Source organism: Aeoliella straminimaris, assembly GCF_024054565.1.
Taxonomy (GTDB): domain Bacteria; phylum Planctomycetota; class Planctomycetia; order Pirellulales; family Lacipirellulaceae; genus Aeoliella; species Aeoliella straminimaris.
On the sequence record NZ_JAMXLR010000077.1, the window covers coordinates 18,593 to 35,542 of the forward strand.

Consider the following 16,950-nt stretch of genomic DNA (forward strand, 5'->3'; position numbering starts at 1 on the left):
GCAGCGGTGGTGGACGCAATCGGCTAGCAGTAAGAACGTCCCCACCCTCTATTCGCGATTGGGTACTTCCTCATCCGTCATTCCCTCCTTCTACGTTTCTTGCTCCGCGACGATGGGCAGCTGCGTGCTTAACGGCTGCTCGATGGTTTCCCCACTATTCGGCTGAATCCTTCCCAGTCCGGAGAGCACCTGTTCGAGCATCGGTCGCATCTGGCTGATCTGTTTCAGGCGGATCACCGCGTTCCAGAGGCCTTCGAATTTCTTCCAGCCCGCGGCGTAGGTCAAGTGGCGGCCGCGCCCGGTCCAGGTTGGTTTGGTGGCGGCGGCGGTGAACAGGTTTCGCCAGGTGTAGAACTGGCGGTACGACTGCCAGTAGCCCTGCTCGAGCTCATCGGGCGTCATCCGTGCAGGCTGGAATACGGTGTGGCGGGTGTCGTACTCGTTCCAGCGGGAGTGCAGCAGACGGCCCTCACGCTGCATCCGCTGGTAGAGTCCGGTCGAAGGGTATGGCGTGAGGATGTGATACGTCGAAGTCTCGAGGCCCTGGCTGACGCCCCACTCGACGGTTCGCTCGAACACCGAGGTGTCGTCCTGGTCCATGCCGAACACGAAGCTACCGTTGATCATCACGCCCGCGTCGCGGACCCGGCGGATGGCGGTGGTGTAGTCGCGGTCGAGGTTCTGCGTTTTGGCGTGGTCGGCGAGGTTCGTGGTGTCGAGCGTCTCGAAGCCGATGAACAAGCTTCGCAGCCCGGCGGCGGCTGCTTTCTCCAGCAAGCCCGGCTGGAGGATCGTGTTCACCGTGGCGGCCGCCTGCCACAACCGGCCCATGCCCTGCATGCCGTCGAACAACGTGGCGGCGAAGCGGCGATTGCCGAACAGATGATCGTCGAGAAAGTACAGGTGCCGCCCCGGCAGGCGCTCGATCTCGGCCAGCGCATCGTCCACGGTTTGCGTGTAATAGCCGCGGCCACCGGTGAAGAAGGCATCCTTGTAACAGAAGTCGCAATGGTGAGGGCAACCGCGCGAGACGACGATGGAATTCGGTACCAGGTACAAGTGCCGACGGATCAAGTCGCGGCGAATCTTCGGCAGCCCGTCGAGCGTGCGGACCGTTGAAGTGTAGCGCGGGCGGGGGTGGCCTTGCCGATAGTCTTCGAGAAATTGCGGCCAGGTGTCTTCGCCGGGGCCGAGGAAGATGCTGTCGGCATGGGCGGCCGCCTCGTCGGGTAGCGACGTGACATGAAGACCGCCCAAACAGACGTACGTGCCCCCCTCGCGGTAGTGGTCCGCGATTTCGTACGCCCGTTGGGCGGAGGTAATGTAGGCCTGGATGACTACCACGTCGGGCCGCTCGCCCGAGTTCGAGGCGTCATCCAGGCAAAGCCGCTCGACGTGTTCGTCGTGAATGCTGGCCTGGTCGTCGTCTTTCAAGTACCCGGCCAGCGTCGCCAGACCCAACGGTGGGAATAGGCTGTATTTTACTGGCCGAAATAGCGGGCTGGTCGCCTCGGTGAGGGCAGGCAGGATGAACTTGACCTTCATGCGTCGAGGCGACCTCCTTCGACTTCTACGCTGCTAGCATCAAAGGGTTCGAAGGCAAGTTGAAAAAAGTATGGGGTGTTCACAATCGCGCAAGCGGCCTGCTCTCCGTTTACGATTTCCTTGGCCAACTGCGAATGCCGAGCCCCTACAATGGCGGAGAATCGACGACCGTTTCTAGTGCTTCGTTTAAATGGAGGGCAACATGCGTTTTCTAAGTTTGGCGATCGCGGTGTTGGTTGTGGGGGTGAGTGCGACGCTGGTGGCAAAGCAGCCCAGCAAAGAGTCCGCGCCCAAGGGGATGGACTGCACCATGTACACCAAGCCGTACAAGGCGACCGAATACGGCGCATTTCCTCTGCCGAAGGGACTCGAGTGGAAAGTGATGCCGCGGTACGTAGGTATGCAGGAGAATGGCGACCGCATTGTCGACGAGCGAGTGACCTTGGTGTTAGTCGACCGAGAGAAGCGATTCTGGCCGGTGATCTCCAAGATGTCGCTGCACGAGGCACGGGATCTCCATAAGAAGCTCGGCGATGTGATCGCGGACAAAGAGAAGGCCGAAGCTGTAAAGGACAAGCAGGTCGACAATGCCGCCGAGGAAGCGGTGGAAGGGGAAGAAGAATAGTCGCGCCCAAGTAGCACACAGCCGCACCTAGATCCGCGTTGCGTCATGGAGCAAACGAGTTCGCTCTCTCGTACTTCTCGTCCACTGGGGAGGAGTACGAGAGAGCATCGAAACGTTACAATGCGTAGTGAGCGGAGTCATTCCGAAGGAGGTGCATCATGCGTGCGATGGTACTGCACGAGTTGGTGTCGCTTGACGAGTGCGACGCGCCACTGGTGCTGGAGAAGCTGCCCAAGCCGGCGCCGCGCGGCGGACAAGTGCTCGTCGAAGTAGCTTGCTGCGGTGTCTGTCATACGGAACTCGACGAAATCGAAGGCCGCACGCCCCCCGCCAAGCTGCCGATGGTGCTCGGACATCAGGTCGTGGGACGTGTGGTAGAGCAGGGCACCGGGGCAACCAAACATCCCATCGGCCAACGAGTCGGCATCGGCTGGATTCATTCTTCCAACGGCCGCAAGGACGAGAACCTGGCCAGCGAGTTCCACGCCACGGGTCGCGACGCCCCCGGTGGGTACGCCGAGTACCTGACAGTGCCCGAGGACTACGCCTATCCCATTCCCGAGGTGTTCACCGATGCGCAGGCCGCGCCGCTGCTGTGTGCCGGCGGTGTCGGGTATCGTTCGCTGCGGTTGTGCAAGCTGGTTGATGGCCAGCGGCTGGGGCTCACCGGCTTTGGCGCCTCGGCGCATCTGGTGCTGCAAATCGCGCGGCACTTGTATCCCCGCAGCGGAATCTACGTCTTCGCCCGCAGTGCCGAGCAGCGAGCGTTCGCCAAGCAACTGGGTGCGTGCTGGGCGGGCGACACGACGGACTGCGCGCCGCAGTTGCTCGACGCAGTGATCGACACTACGCCCGCCTGGCGGCCGGTGGTCGAGGCACTCGGCAACTTGCGCCCCGGCGGCCGCTTGATCGTGAACGCCATCCGCAAGGAGGCCGGCGATCAGCAAGCGCTGCTGGACCTCGACTACACACAGCATTTGTGGATGGAGAAGGAGATCAAAAGTGTGGCGAACGTCACCCACCACGACCTGGCCGAGTTCCTGCCCATGGCCGCCGACGTGCCGCTGAAGCCAACGGTGGAATGCCTGCCGCTCGAGCTGGCCAACGAAGCGCTGCTGCGGGTCAAGCGCGGCGGTGGTCGCGGCGCGCAAGTACTGATGGTGAAGTGACAGAATACCCAGTGACTCAGTACCCAAGTACGATCGTTTGCCCGTATATTGGTCAGGCGGGGCTTTCGTCATTTGCCAAGGTTTACTTCCAGGAAGCTGCATGGTTGCCACACGAATCACGATGGTCACGCTCGGCGTGGCCGATATTGCCAAGTCGCGGGCATTCTACGAGCGGCTCGGCTGGCGGGCGTCGGGGGCGTCGAACGAGAGCGTCGTATTCTTTCACTCCGGCGGCACCGTGCTCGGGCTCTTTGGTCGCGAATCGCTTGCCGAGGATGCTAATGTCGAGAATACCCAGGGCAGCTTCGATGGCGTAACGCTGGCCACCAACTACAACTCGCCCGAGGAAGTCGACGCGGCGTTCGCCCACGCCGTGGCGTGCGGCGCAACGCCAACCAAGCCGCCCGAAAAGGTCTTCTGGGGCGGCTACTCCGGCTACTACGCCGACCCCGACGGCCACCTGTGGGAAGTGGCCCACAACCCATTCATGCAGCTGGACGCCACCGAGCACATGACGCTGCCGGAGTAGGAGCCGATACCTTCGTTTTGGGCCAACTCCTTTTTTGGGCCAATTCTGGGGGATCTACATCCATGGTCCCAAAACCCCCGCCGTTTTGTCCGCCCCGGCTTTCATTTACCCCTTGTTTTTCAGGTTCGACAGCAATCGCCCAGGGACAAAACCCACCGCGTTGTTCTCCGCATGTTTCGGTAGTGACCCAATACTCCTCGAGCCGATAGTGGCCATTCGCTCCGCGAATGAGCGCCTCCGGCATTACACTCGTTCGCAGAGCGAACGGCCACTAACGACTTTTGGCCTACAGCTTACAGCCCATTCCAAATGTCCAAAGCTCCACGCGAGCTACAAACTGCCGCACCTCTATTGGATCACACCGGCGGGCCGTTTCAATGACGATTATTTTACACCTGCGTTTTTTACGAAGCCGCCGCACAGGCGCCGCTCAGCTCGGGTGAAATTACCACAGAGGGCCCGGCGGAGTGGCACTGCCGGCAAGTTTCGGGTGCCACTGCTGGCTTGGCGAGGGTGGACCCATGGAGTGAGTTGGAGCAGCTAGTTGGGCCAAACACGGTCCGCCACGAGGTCCCTTGACCAGCAGTGTGCGTAAGGTTTGGCGTGCAACTCGCCACGGTGTTATATTCGGTGCATGCTTCCTGCCAAGCCTCATCGAAAACAAGTCCGGCACTTCGACCAGCAGGGCGAGATTCACGAGTTGACGTTCTCGTGCTACCACCGGTGGCCTTTGTTAGAGGACGACTGCCGAGGTGATCGGCCGTGCCACCGGATTGGTTTGCTGGAGAACCCGACTTTACGAGCTACTGAGGCTGCCCACAGAGCACTGCTGGCCCACCGCAAGCTGGCGAACGAGTAGAAAACTGTGCGAATCGCTGAGGGTTTGAAAAAGCCAAACCTCGACAAGCCAGCAGTGGCATCCTACGCTTGTGGTGGAAAGGCATTGTTTCCTTATTGGGCATGGGGCAGCAGGACCGCCAGTGATGTCGTGCCACCAGCATCTGAGTAACTCACGTATGGCAAGAGGCAAATCAGTAAGTGGGTGGATGCTGAAATACGGTGGACTGTGCGTAGGCATCACTGCAATAGGCGTACTCTACGAATATTTCAGCCCCCCAGCGCCAACCCGTGTTCTGCGCGAAATTCGCATCGCGCTCTCGCCAGAGATCATGGATTTTATTGGAAATGGAGATGCCGAAATTGAGTACGACGCTATGTACTCACTTGATCAAGCGCATCGATTTGTAGATTCGAATCAAATCCAAGTTCTCACCTTTGAGGCCGCTGAGATGATTGACGAGAATCGCATCGCCATTGTCGTTCCGGATGTTGTCTCATATTCTCCACTCAGGAGAGTTCTTCATGAAGATCTATGCGATGCACTAGTCGCTAAAGTCACAGTTGATGGAAAGTCACGGATATTTGTAATGGAGATCGATCGGATAGAAGAGTAGTCCGCTTGGTGAGAAAGTTCGCCACACAAAAAAACAATCCCTAAAACACGAACTAGCTGGATTGCGAAAAGAAAGTCCGGCGGGTGGCACCCGCGGGCAAAACTTATTTGTTCGGCAACTCAGTGCATGGTCTACATGGTGTAATGGAAGAGTTTCCCGTCGACTTTGCTGATATGAAAGCAGCCTTTTACCGAGGCGAGTTCACTCAAGTTATTACTGAACTAGACAGTTTGCGACGGCACTTTTTGCCCGAACAACTGCCGACAAGTGTATTTGTGTATGGTGGCTTGGCGCGGTACTATTCTGGCGACTTCGTTGGAGCGATACGACAATATGAACAAGCAATTCGCATCGACGACGAGTGCGGCGCCGCTTTGTCAAACCTCGCGTATATTTATGCGTGTTGTCCTGACAAAGGCTTTCATGATGCTGCGACTGCGGTTGCCCTTGCCGAGCGAGCTAGCGAATTGTCTAACTGGTCGGATGGCAATTGCATCGAGGTGTTGGCAGCAGCTCATGCGCGAGGAGGTGATTTTTCTAAGGCAGAATCGTACCTTTTGCTGGCTCAGGAACTCGGTCCGCCGAACAAGCAAGAAGGGCTTCGGAAATTGTTAGAAATGGTCCGGCTTCGACAAGCTATATGTGGAGATGTCTTTGAAGACTTCAAACGTTGTCAACGGGACTTTGGAGATAGTAGCGAACCTTAGGACACTCTTCAGCAAAACTACCTGGACTCTCCCGTAGCGAAGAACCGCTGAACGATAGAACTGTCAGGCCGAAGCATCTTGGGGGCCAATGTTAGCCCACAGTGCCACCAAGGCGCGCGGGTCGAACTTGTCTACATCGAGCCACCCCTGGAGACCATCGTCCGTCAGAATGCGGATCGTAGTCGGCCGGTTCCGAAGAAGGTGGTCGAGCGATTGGCCGGCAAGCTGGAAGTGCCCACCTGGCGGGAGTGTCACGCGCTGGCGTTGCTGGAGCGGGTGGCGTAAGGTCTGGCCGTTTCACCTGACTTCTAGATCGTCAAGTAATTCAATGGCCATCATTTGATACGGGTGCCCGTGCGGTTTAATGTCGCACGTCTTGCTGGCGGTATGTCGATTGCACGGTTCTGGGGTATCTATTTGGCATTCATCCCTTCCGCCGTTTTTTATCGCGTCTGGGCGGATGTCCCGCCCGGCTGGCGGTGCTGAACCGCAGCATGCGGGTGTGCCCGGCGGCACACCGGTGCAAGTCCTGGACCTTCGTTTGCAAGCGTTGCGTGCATCTGTTCGACTGGAGAGGGTGCATTAAATTCGTCGCAAGAGAGTGAAAAAGAGTGCTGTCTCGCCCAGGTCGTATTGTCGCGGGTTTGCGGTTTAGACCACGATAGACCGTCAACGCTCCGTGGCCCGGTTGGCGACAGTTCAAATGGGTCTAACCTATTCAAGGAGTGAAAGGCGATACTGATGAATAGGACCGATACGGCGGATTCGCCGACCAAGAAAGAGCAGGAAATCACGATGCCCGTTCGCAACCTCGATAAGATCTTTCATCCCGAAAGCGTCGCCATCATTGGCGCCAGTCATAAGGCGACCAGTGTCGGACACACGGTGATGCAAAACATGGCCGAGGCGGGGTTCACGGGGCCGGTCTACCCGGTGAACCCGCGGTACGAGAAGATTGGCGACAAGCAGTGCTACGCGAGCCTGGCCGACCTGCCCACCGTGCCCGACCTGGCCGTAATCTGCACGCCGGGCGCCACGGTGCCGAACATCGTTCGCGAGTGTGGCGACGCGGGCATCATGGGGTTGGTGATCCTGTCGGCCGGTTTTCGCGAGACGGGCGAGAAGGGTCGTAAACTGGAAGACGAACTCCGCGAAGCGGCCGGCGAGTATCCCGGCTTGCGGATCATCGGGCCCAACTGCCTGGGCATCATGTCGCCCCATTCGAAGCTGAACGCCAGCTTCGGCAACACCACCCCCGCGCCAGGCCGCGTGGCCTTCATCTCGCAGTCGGGCGCGCTCTGCACGGCGGTGCTCGATTGGGCCCTGCAGGAGCACATCGGGTTCTCGCACTTCGTGTCGCTGGGCAACACCATCGACGTGACGATCGGCGACCTGATCGACTACTTCGCCACCGACGACTGGACCGAGTCGCTTATTCTGTACGTCGAGTCGATTACCGAAGCTCGCGAGTTCATGTCCGCCGCGCGGGCGTTCGCGCGGAACAAGCCGATCATCGCCTACAAGGCGGGACGGTTTACCGAGTCGGCCGAGGCCGCGGCGTCGCATACCGGCGCGATGGCCGGCGTCGACACCGTGTACGAGGCGGCCTTCAACCGCGCGGGCATCGTGCGCATCTCGGAGATGACGGACATGTTCGACTGCGCCGAACTGCTCGCCCGTCAGCAAACGCCCAAGGGACCGCGGCTGGCCATCGTGACCAACGCGGGCGGACCTGGCGTGATGGCCACCGACGCGTTGCTCGATCGCAACGGCGTATTGGCCCGGCTGTCGAAAGAGTCGATCGAGAAGCTGAATGCCGAGTTGCCGGCTGCCTGGTCGAAGAGCAATCCCATCGACGTGCTGGGCGACGCTTCGCCCGAGCGGCTGGCCGCGGCGCTGAAAATCGTGCTGGAAGACCCCAATGTCGATGCCGTGCTGACGGTGTTTGCGCCGCAGGCCATCAGCCAACCCGTGGCGGCGGCCGAAGCCGTGATCAAGGTGGCCAAAGGTTCGCGCAAACCGATACTTACTTCCTGGATGGGCGGCGCGTCGATGGCCGGCGCGATCGACATGTTCAATCGCTCGGGCATTCCGACCTACTCGGCGCCCGAGCAGGCGGTCCGCGCGTTCATGTACCTGGTTTCCTACGCCCGTACCCGCGAAGTGCTGTACGAGACACCCCGCGAGGTTCCCGTGGGATTCCCGCTGAATCGCGGCAAGTTGCGCGGTGTGTTCGACACCATTTTGAGCGAGGGCCACGACACCCTGACCGAAAGCACCTCGAAGGCGCTGCTCGAGTCGTACGAGATTCCGGTGGCCAAACCCTTCGTCGCCCGCAACATGGACGACGCAGTGAGCCTCGCCCGCCGCGTGGGTTACCCCGTGGTGCTGAAGGTGCTGTCGCCCGACATCACGCACAAGACGGACGTCGGCGGCGTCGAGCTTGGTCTGGCCAACGAGACCGAAGTGATCGAGTCGTTCCACCGCATCGTCAATCGCGCCAAAGAAGAACGGCCCGACGCCGACGTGCAGGGCGTCACCGTGCAGAAGATGGTTATCAGCCCCGTAGGCCGCGAGCTGATCGTCGGCGCACGCCGCGACAATGTGTTCGGTATGGTGATGCTGGTGGGCGCCGGCGGCACGGCGGCCGAGTTGTTCAAGGACCGCGCGCTGGAACTGCCGCCGCTGAACGAACGGCTGGCGCGACGGATGCTCGAGTCGCTCAAGAGTTGGCCGCTGTTGGATGGCTATCGTGGCCGCCCGCGGGTGAACGTCGACCGGCTGATCGAGTCGCTGATTCGGTTGTCGTACCTGGTGGCCGACTATCCGGAGATCAAGGAACTGGACGTCAACCCGCTGCTGGTAACGCCCGACGACGTGATCGCGCTCGACGCCCGAGTGATACTCGACCACAACATGGTGCTCAACCCGCCGCGGCGGTTCTCGCACCTGGCCATCCGTCCTTACCCCGAGGAGTACACCAAACGGGTAAAACTAAAAGACGGTCGTAGCGTACTGCTGCGGCCGATCAAACCCGAGGACGAACCGATGTGGCACGACCTGCTGGCCAGTTGCTCGAAGGAGTCGATTTGGTTCCGGTTCCGCTACCTGTTCAAGAAGAGCACGCACGAGATGGCCACGCGATTCTGCTTTATCGACTACGACCGCGAAATCGCGATTGTGGCCGAGATGGAAGACGCCGGCGAGCGGCGCTTGGTGGGCGTGTGCCGATTGGTGCCCGATGCCGATCGCACCAACGCCGAATACGGCGTGCTGGTGGCCGACGCCCTGCAAGGGCAGGGGCTCGGTTCGCTGCTCACGGATTATTGCCTGGAGATCTGCACGAACTGGGGCATCCACACCATCGTGGCCGAGACCGCCCCGCAGAACCAGCGGATGCTCAGCATCTTCGCTCACCGCGGCTTCACCCTCGACCGCAACACCTGCGACGACGTGGTGCTGGGCCGCAAGGAGTTGGTAAAAAACCCGTCGCCCACCGAAGGTAGCCCGGCGCTGTTGCGCTAAATAGGTAGCACCGATAGTCGGCCGGAGATAGCGCTGCGATGCGCGGACGGTCTGTACGGCCGATTGTCGGCGTCGCTGGCGACATCTGGTATCCGAATTCACCCGCTTGCCCCGGGGCGATGGGGGTGAGGCGAGTTTCTGTTTGCTCCAACCTCCCTGGGGGATGCTGCACCGACGGGAGTTCGGGAAGGTCCGCGTTGGGCGTATCAAGCGGCTACTCGGGTTACACTCAGGTGCAGAGATCGCCACTACCGACGCGACTTTGGACTTTTGCGTCGCAGTCCAGCCGAGGGCGTGGGCTACCGGCCCCGATGAGCGCCGGGCAGAGGCGGCCTGGCTCGCAAAGAAAGGGACGACAACGAAGCAACGAGCAGCTAAAACAGAAGCTACGGCAATCCACTGCCTGCGCGTCAGGCCGCCAATCGACCGCCAGCAGGTCTGTCTACAGCCAAAAACGATACGAGAGCAGAATGATGTTGATTCTGATGCTGAAGCAACAATTGCCATCGGCTCTTACCGCTGTGTTTCTCCTGATCTCTGGAGGTCAGGCGTTCGGGGGTGACATCATCGTGCGCAACACGGGCGATTTGCGCCACGAGTTGCGCCGTGCCCAGCCCGGAACTACAATCACTCTGGCACCGGGGGAATACGATGGAATTTCGCTGGAGGGCATCAACGGCACGCAGGAGCATCCGATAGTCATCACGGGCGCCGATCCCGCCGACCCGCCGTTGTTCAAGGGGGGAAAACAAGCGATCCATCTTTCGAACTGCAACTATGTCACCTTGCGACATATCAGGGTGTCCGGTTGTACGACGAATGGAATCAATTCTGATGATGGCGGAAATTTCAGCATCCCCTCGAAGGGAATGTCTTTCGAGAATCTCGTCATCGAGAACATCGGCCCGAAAGGCAATCATGACGGGCTGAAGCTATCTGGTCTTGATGAATTCGCTGTCAGCAACTGCCACTTCTCCGGCTGGGGTGGCTCGGCGATCGACATGGTCGGTTGCCACGACGGGCTCATTGAGAAATGCCATTTCATCGGCAAGGAGGGCTACTCTCAGAACACAGGCGTCCAGGCCAAGGGCGGCACCGAGAACATCCTGGTCAGGCAGAACTACTTCGACAATGCCGGTGGGCGTGCCATCAACATTGGCGGCAGTACCGGCCTGGAGTTCTTCCGTCCAAAGCTGACCGATTATGAAGCCCGGGAGATCGACGTGGCGGGCAACCTGTTTGTCGGCAGCGACTCCCCGATAGCCTACGTCACATCCATCAACTGTAAGGTCCGTCAGAACACGATCATTCATCCCGGCAAGTGGGTCGTGCGAATTCTGCAAGAACAGTCGACGGACAACTTCCAGCCATGCCAGCAGGGAACATTCCAAAACAACCTGGTCGTGTTTGACAGTCGCGTGAGGACGTCTGTCAATGTTGGACCAAATACCAAGCCTGAGACCTTTGTATTTCGCAGGAATGCCTGGTTTTGCAGTGACGGTAACCGTCGCCCCTCACTGCCTTCCAAAGAGATGGATGGCGTTTACCAGGTGGATCCTCTGCTCGAGAATGCTGAGACACCTGAGTTGAAGATAGGATCGACGAACCCCAAATTGCGGGGAATTGGTGCGCACGCTTTTCGCCCGGAGCACTCCGAACCAAGACCATCCGACGGAAATAGGGAACAAGGCACGAACGCGGACGTGGACAAGCCACGTCGCTGAGCTGGAAAGCTTGGGCTGCGGCCGGCTGTCCGGGCGATCCGCTATCCAACATCCCGCGAAAAAAGCCGCCGAGGCTTGGCTCGGCGGCTTTGTGTTCTGTGAGTCGTTGAGCGTTTGGGAGGCTCAATCCTCGATGCCCCGCGACGTGAGGAAGTCGTCCGGAATGTTCGCGCTCTTGCGGCCCACCAGGGCGTAGTAGAACAGCGGCAGGCCTTCCATCGACAGGCGGTGGCGATACCGTTCGAGGTGGAAGACGTCCAGGTACTCGGAGAAAATCAGCTCGCGGATGAATCGCGAAAAGCCGGTGTTGTCCGAGGCGTCGAGGAACGTCTCCTTGATGTTGAAGGCGACCCAGCCTCCTTCACTCACGAACTGCAGCCCCTGCATGAAGGCCTTGGGCGGAATGTCGCCAAAGCCCAGCGCGGCGACGCTGGTCAGACAGTCGATGTTCCACTCGCCGATTTGCTCGGCCGTGTCGGCGTCGAGGTTCGTGAAGTCGTTCACGTAGTACTCGTCGTACAGTTCAGGCCGGTCGCGATAGCAGGCCGAGCGGGCTTCGGGGATGATGTCGACCCCAATCAGCCGGGCGACGCCACACCGCTTGAGTTCCTCGCCCATCATGCCATTGCCGGCGCCCAGGTCGAGCACCCGCAACTCCGAAGCATACTGTCCCACGGCTTCGAGTGTCTTGTGCAGGATGCCAGCCACCTTGGCGGGCGAGTTGCACTTCAGGCGGTCGTAGAATAACTGCTCGTAGAGGCCCTGCTCGTTGTAGATCTTGTCGTAGTCGTGTAGCAGCAGCTTGCGTTTCTTCCGATCTGGACCATCCACGAGGTAGAAATAGGCTTCATCCTGGGCAAGGTCGTGCGATCCAATCGGAGGGAATTGGATCCGGTGGCGCGTGGCGGGCATGGGTCTCCAAACGGGTTGAGGGGCTCAAGCTAACATAAACCACGTCATTCTATCACAACTAGGGAAGTTGTGCAGGAATGGTGCCAACGCTTGGTGTACATGCATGTGCCGTGAAGGTCGATCTTCCCCTTAATTCAAAGGGTGGGAGGCGTGCGCGAGCTGCTAGCGGCGGAATTTTGCCGAAGGGCAGGAGGGGAGGTGAAGCGGCAGCTACGAAGTACTACCAACAGTGTCATCTTACTTGCGCCGAGACATTTCGGCCCCAGGCAACAGCGATGGCTCCCAGCCCCGCTATCAACAGCGTTGCCGAGGGGACCTCGGGGACCGCGACGCTGGACGACGCGATGCTGGCTGGCAAGGTGTTGCCGAAATTCATGCGCCACACTTCGTATTGAGCGGTCCCGATGACACCGCCGGCCGGGTCGTTCATCAGCGATCCCGCCTCGCCACCCAGGTGATTCCGCCAGACGACGTAGTCGGCGATGTCGACTCGGTCGTCGCCATTAAAGTCGCCATCCAGGGCCGTCTCGATTTCCGACACGACGATGTTGTCCCACACGATCCAGTTCACGTCGTTCACCGAGTTAAACATGTCGGTTGCACCGATGAGGATGTCGCCGGCCGCTTGAGCAGAGATGTCGAACTGGTCAATCACCACTCCTTCGACGTAGAAAGTGGCCGTTTGGTTGCGGACCAGCAGTTCGGTCGAAAACCACCGGTTGCCGGCATAGCCAGCATCGTCGAACGTCGGGTCGTCGCCGACGAAGGGGATCTCCAGGACTTCTGGATCCTGCAGCGAAAGCGAAGGGGCATTGCCATATAGTCCTGTCGCTGTGCCATCGCTCACGCGGTAGTAGTCGTCGGGCACCAAAGAGTCGTCCAGGCCGCTGTCGTGCGGAATGTGATAGACGGTACCCATGCCATCGGGCTTGTACGCGAAGGGTACCGAGTTGCGGTCGGAATTCACGCCCAGTACGGCGTGCTCACTTGCGCCGGCACCGCCGCCGTACCAAATGAAGGCATCGGCTGTGATGCGGTACTCGCCGGGCAGGGCTTCTATGATGGGCGACACGGCAATCGCCTCCCCTTCGTCAACGAGCCCGTCGTCGAAGATGTTTACTTGCAGGCCAAGGCCGATGGTGGTTTCGTCCATCGAATTGGGGGCCGGGGCAAGGCCTATCGTCGAGTAGTCGAAGGCGAAATCGACGGTGCCGTCCCATTCGTTGGTTCCGACCACTTCGGTACTGTAGAAAGGCGTGCTAAACCGACTTTCGGCAGTGCCGGCGTCGAAATCCTCGGCGAAGATCACCGCCCCCGCATCGGCAGCCATCAGGCTCGCCAGAAACACCTCAATACAAAGCAGCGCGGACCTGGTCCAAGCGGTCAACATAACGCACCCCACTGAAGTTAGCGTATTGAAACCGAATGTCTTGTCGCATTCTTCGTACCGCCGGTGAGGTCAGTGTAAGCGAAGTGACCTCGAATTGCACACTACTATCGGAGCGCATTCACAAAAAATTAACCGCCGAGGCGAACCCCGGCGGTCATTGGGAAACACGAGCGTGAACGTGGCGGCCACTCGACGGGCGGTGCTTATTCTTCCTGCGCAGGGTGCTCCGGACCCCACAGGTCGTCTTCGTGCAGCACGTCCTTGGTCTTCCGCGAAGTATCCAGCTTGTTGCAAAGGGCTCGGCCGGCCAGGGTTGAGTAGTAGATCTCTCGATCGGGTTGGACCAACGCCCGACGCCAATAGAGCAGGGCGGCATCCGACTTGCCGAGTCGCTCGAGCTCGTTGGCGAAGAAGTAAGCGAAGGCGGTCCGCGTGAGGCCACTTTCGATTTGTCGAATCAGTTCGCCGATTCGATCGATCTCGTCGTCGGAGATCTCCGTTTGCTCGAGCAGGTCGAACAAGGCATTGGCCGCTGCTACGGTTTGGGGGGCGATGTCCGGATTTCCGTCGTAATGTTTTTTGACGGTTGCGATCCGCTGCTCAACGTCGGCATCGACACCGAGCTCGCGCGCCAGTTGGGCGACCATGAAGGTGCACGTATAAGTGGGGGTGTCCTTCAGGGCGTTCTGGTAGCATTCGAGGGCCTGTTGAGGCTGGTTTTGCAGCAACGCGAAGACCCCTTTGCTAACTTCGTCATTGCGAGAATGCCTATCCTTGAGCAACTCGTAATACTTTTGGGCGTGCTGCAGTGCCTCCTGCTCGTTGCCGCGACCGGTGCGACAGCACCAGAAGTACCAGGCCCAGCCGTAGTTGCTTGCATAGTTGGTTGTCTGCTCGCGTGTCCAGTACTCCGATTGTTCCCATTCGCCCAGCCCTTCGAGCACGAAACCTGCCTGGCCCAGCGAGACGGTGCCCCACACTTGGGCGGCTTCCAGGATGAATGGTTTGGCCCGCTTCCACTCTCCCCAGTTGCAGTAGGTCTCCGCAATCTTACACTGCGCGAAGTAGTGATTGGACGAGGTGTCGGGCGTCTTCAAAAAGGCCTTCCACAGCTTTTCCCAGCGATCGCGATCACCGATTTCCAGGTAGATGTCCGCCAATTGCTCGGCTGCCGAGTAAGTAGGCACAAGTATCAGGCTGCGACGAAAGTTGAGAATCGCCGCTTCGTTGTCGCCCGCTTCGTGGAACTTGGTGGCCAGCATGCGAAATGCTTCGGAGTCTTCACGCAGTTGGCCTTCCCATTTCTTAAGCTGTTCGAGTGTCGGTTCTTTGGCAGCCCCGATTTCGATGCGTGCGGGTATCTCCGAATGGGGCGCGTAGGCACGAAGTTCGCTGGTCACCATGCGAACCGCCGTATCGCTGCCTGGTTGCCAGTACATGCCCGAGGGATAGATGCTGAGCAACAGTCCCTGCGCAGTTGGTAGGCGGGTCCGACCTTCCCAGGCAGCGCGGCCTACTTCTTTGCGACCATCGATTTTTGTGTACCAACAGAGGTGGCACAAAGTACTCATCCGCCCGGTGACGTCTTGTGGGTTCAACTTGCCGCCCAACGCAGCGATCTGGTCTTTTTCCCTCACCCTATGGAAGCGATATGACTCGAGCAGCGGGAGGTACCGATGCTGGCCGACTGTCGGCACAATGCGATCGACGTCGTCAGCGTGGGACGTCTCCGTCGCCACCATCGACACTTGGAAGTAATTGGCTGCCTGCACGAAGGCCTCCTCCTTCATCAAGTAACCAAGTGCCGACCAGGTAAGGCCCCCGGCCGTCTCCTTCTTCGAGCTGTTGTGCAGCAGTTGCCCTAAGTAGCCGGGCAGCGGTGTGAACTGGTCTTGAGGCTCAGGGTCGTTGGTTAGCCCGGCCAGCAATTGCGCCTTAACCTCGTTGGTTGGCAGCACGGTTTTCACTTCTGCTGGCAGGTCTTCCAGGCTGTCGAGGCTGATGACCGAAAAGTGGTTGAAGGCGGCTGGAGCGTAGTTTGCGCCTGTGCGTGTAGCGGCCAGGCTGCGGCCGAATTGGGCCATGTCGGAGTAAACGCCGTAGCCGGTGGGAACGGCCTGCAGAACTTCGACACCCGAGTGATAGATCCATTCCGAATAGCGGTAGTTCGCCGTCAGCTGAAACCAGAGTCGCAGCGCCCAGGGCTGGAGGGTTTTGGAGTTGTCGGCCAGTTCATGCAGCTCTTTGCGTTTCCATTCGCAGTAGGGGCGGATGAGCGATGTCCACTCGGGGGCCGACTCGGCAGACGACATCTCTGCAATCGTGTCCAGGTCGGCTTTTGCCTGGCCGTGCAAACCAGTGAGCGCCCTGGCGTAGGCGCGGTGCCAGAGGGCGGTGGCCGTGGGGGCGTCGGCATTGGCTGCGACCATCCGCTCGGCGTAGATCAGTGCCCGGGCGAAGCACGTGGAGCTCACGGCGTTCCACTGATGCTGGGTCAGCTGCCCCAGGTTCGCGTATCCCCGCACCAGCACCGCTTCCCACTCGGGCGACCTGCCACCCGCGGCGGCGAGTGCTTCGTGCGCCTTGCGGACCGCGTCGAACTGGGGAATGAAGTCGACCTGCAGCAACTGTTCTTCAATCTCCTCGCCCGGCGGTTCGACCTTGGTCGGATCAATGGCCTGGGCTTCGACGCCGCCGGCTGCGAGGGCTTTCTGCAGGTCGCCGGGGATCAAGCCGGTCATCACCTCGGCCGCGTTGGTCATCATGTTCACCGGCTGCGAATCGACGTCGTAGGTTGCCTCCCACAGCGCGGGTTGCTCCCACCAGTCGACCTCGTTGATGGGATTGGCCGGATCGATGGCGATGAGCTTCAGTTGCCACTTCTTGGTTTTGATGTCGTAGCGCTCGAGCAGCGCCAGGTGGGTGACCTCGCTGCCGTCGGCGACGACCTCGCCGAGCGACTCGTCGCGGGCGATCTGGTTGAGGTCATCGCGGGCCGCGATGAGCAGTGCTTGCCGCGCCAGTTCGCGAGTCAGCAGACAACGACGCGTGTGAATCGTCACGTCGAGGTACGGCATGTGCTCGGTTTCGAGGTACAGCTGACTCGGTCCCGCTCCGATGGCCGGAGAGCCGCCTGCGAGTGTTGAGAGCAGAGTTAGTAGACAGACTGCGACGGTCGCCACGCGGCGAGAAATGGCATTCATGGATTGGCTCGATAGGATCTGGCTTAAGGATGGACGCCTGGATGAATAGATGCCCTCTATTCTAGCGAGCAGGCCGCGGTGTGGTCAAAAAAACAGATCGGGTCTTTGTAGGAGGGGATTTCGGGTAGCCAACAAAAAAACCGCCGAGGTTCGCCTCGGCGGTTTTC

12 protein-coding genes are annotated in these 16,950 nt (G+C 59.8%); 8 read left to right on the forward strand and 4 right to left on the reverse strand.

Features of this window, described 5'->3' with window-relative positions; translation table 11 throughout:
* Positions 1 to 90: 90 nt before the first annotated feature.
* Positions 91 to 1,545, reverse strand: a complete 1,455-nt coding sequence (locus tag NG895_RS22390; protein WP_252854769.1) for a B12-binding domain-containing radical SAM protein — start codon at positions 1,543 to 1,545, stop codon at positions 91 to 93.
* A gap of 202 nt (positions 1,546 to 1,747) precedes the next feature.
* On the opposite strand from NG895_RS22390, the gene NG895_RS22395 reads away from it, so the two are divergent.
* The 8 genes from NG895_RS22395 (at position 1,748) to NG895_RS22430 (ending at position 11,278) form a co-directional block, all read left to right on the forward strand.
* A complete protein-coding gene (locus tag NG895_RS22395) occupies positions 1,748 to 2,170 on the forward strand; it encodes a hypothetical protein (protein ID WP_252854770.1) in 423 nt (140 codons plus the stop codon).
* A gap of 158 nt (positions 2,171 to 2,328) precedes the next feature.
* Positions 2,329 to 3,339, forward strand: a complete 1,011-nt coding sequence (locus tag NG895_RS22400) for an alcohol dehydrogenase catalytic domain-containing protein (RefSeq protein ID WP_252854771.1) — start codon at positions 2,329 to 2,331, stop codon at positions 3,337 to 3,339.
* A 100-nt stretch (positions 3,340 to 3,439) separates the two neighbouring features.
* Entirely contained in the window at positions 3,440 to 3,868 is a 429-nt protein-coding gene (locus NG895_RS22405) for a VOC family protein (RefSeq protein WP_252854772.1), read from the forward strand.
* A 1,016-nt stretch (positions 3,869 to 4,884) separates the two neighbouring features.
* Complete coding sequence (locus NG895_RS22410) at positions 4,885 to 5,322, forward strand: hypothetical protein (RefSeq protein WP_252854773.1); 438 nt, start codon at positions 4,885 to 4,887, stop codon at positions 5,320 to 5,322.
* 143 nt (positions 5,323 to 5,465) lie between these two features.
* Positions 5,466 to 6,029 (forward strand): tetratricopeptide repeat protein, encoded by a 564-nt coding sequence (locus tag NG895_RS22415; RefSeq protein WP_252854774.1) that lies wholly within the window; start codon positions 5,466 to 5,468, stop codon positions 6,027 to 6,029.
* A 78-nt stretch (positions 6,030 to 6,107) separates the two neighbouring features.
* Positions 6,108 to 6,314 carry a nucleoside/nucleotide kinase family protein gene (locus NG895_RS22420; RefSeq protein WP_252854775.1) on the forward strand — a complete coding sequence of 69 codons (207 nt, stop codon included), beginning with the start codon at positions 6,108 to 6,110 and terminating at the stop codon, positions 6,312 to 6,314.
* 456 nt (positions 6,315 to 6,770) lie between these two features.
* Positions 6,771 to 9,554, forward strand: coding sequence for a bifunctional acetate--CoA ligase family protein/GNAT family N-acetyltransferase (locus NG895_RS22425; protein WP_252854776.1), 2,784 nt, complete (start codon positions 6,771 to 6,773; stop codon positions 9,552 to 9,554).
* A 473-nt stretch (positions 9,555 to 10,027) separates the two neighbouring features.
* Positions 10,028 to 11,278 (forward strand): right-handed parallel beta-helix repeat-containing protein, encoded by a 1,251-nt coding sequence (locus tag NG895_RS22430; RefSeq protein ID WP_252854777.1) that lies wholly within the window; start codon positions 10,028 to 10,030, stop codon positions 11,276 to 11,278.
* A gap of 123 nt (positions 11,279 to 11,401) precedes the next feature.
* On the opposite strand, the gene NG895_RS22435 is transcribed toward NG895_RS22430, so the two are convergent.
* The 3 genes from NG895_RS22435 to NG895_RS22445 all read right to left on the reverse strand — a co-directional run bounded on the left by NG895_RS22435 (position 11,402) and on the right by NG895_RS22445 (position 16,783).
* A complete protein-coding gene (locus tag NG895_RS22435; RefSeq protein ID WP_252854778.1) occupies positions 11,402 to 12,190 on the reverse strand; it encodes a class I SAM-dependent DNA methyltransferase in 789 nt (262 codons plus the stop codon).
* Positions 12,191 to 12,422: 232 nt separating this feature from the next.
* Entirely contained in the window at positions 12,423 to 13,580 is a 1,158-nt protein-coding gene (locus tag NG895_RS22440) for a hypothetical protein (RefSeq protein ID WP_252854779.1), read from the reverse strand.
* Positions 13,581 to 13,783: 203 nt separating this feature from the next.
* On the reverse strand, positions 13,784 to 16,783 hold the full coding sequence (locus NG895_RS22445) for a tetratricopeptide repeat protein (protein ID WP_252854780.1): 3,000 nt from the start codon (positions 16,781 to 16,783) through the stop codon (positions 13,784 to 13,786).
* Between the last annotated feature and the right edge of the window lie 167 nt (positions 16,784 to 16,950).

Coding starts and splice junctions, on each gene's coding strand:
- NG895_RS22390 (WP_252854769.1), bottom strand. CDS start 1,545: ATGAAGGTCAAGTTCATCCTGCCTGCCCTCACCGAGGCGACCAGCCCG.
- NG895_RS22395 (WP_252854770.1), top strand. CDS start 1,748: ATGCGTTTTCTAAGTTTGGCGATCGCGGTGTTGGTTGTGGGGGTGAGT.
- NG895_RS22400 (WP_252854771.1), top strand. CDS start 2,329: ATGCGTGCGATGGTACTGCACGAGTTGGTGTCGCTTGACGAGTGCGAC.
- NG895_RS22405 (WP_252854772.1), top strand. CDS start 3,440: ATGGTTGCCACACGAATCACGATGGTCACGCTCGGCGTGGCCGATATT.
- NG895_RS22410 (WP_252854773.1), top strand. CDS start 4,885: ATGGCAAGAGGCAAATCAGTAAGTGGGTGGATGCTGAAATACGGTGGA.
- NG895_RS22415 (WP_252854774.1), top strand. CDS start 5,466: ATGGAAGAGTTTCCCGTCGACTTTGCTGATATGAAAGCAGCCTTTTAC.
- NG895_RS22425 (WP_252854776.1), top strand. CDS start 6,771: ATGAATAGGACCGATACGGCGGATTCGCCGACCAAGAAAGAGCAGGAA.
- NG895_RS22430 (WP_252854777.1), top strand. CDS start 10,028: ATGTTGATTCTGATGCTGAAGCAACAATTGCCATCGGCTCTTACCGCT.
- NG895_RS22435 (WP_252854778.1), bottom strand. CDS start 12,190: ATGCCCGCCACGCGCCACCGGATCCAATTCCCTCCGATTGGATCGCAC.
- NG895_RS22440 (WP_252854779.1), bottom strand. CDS start 13,580: ATGTTGACCGCTTGGACCAGGTCCGCGCTGCTTTGTATTGAGGTGTTT.
- NG895_RS22445 (WP_252854780.1), bottom strand. CDS start 16,783: ATGAATGCCATTTCTCGCCGCGTGGCGACCGTCGCAGTCTGTCTACTA.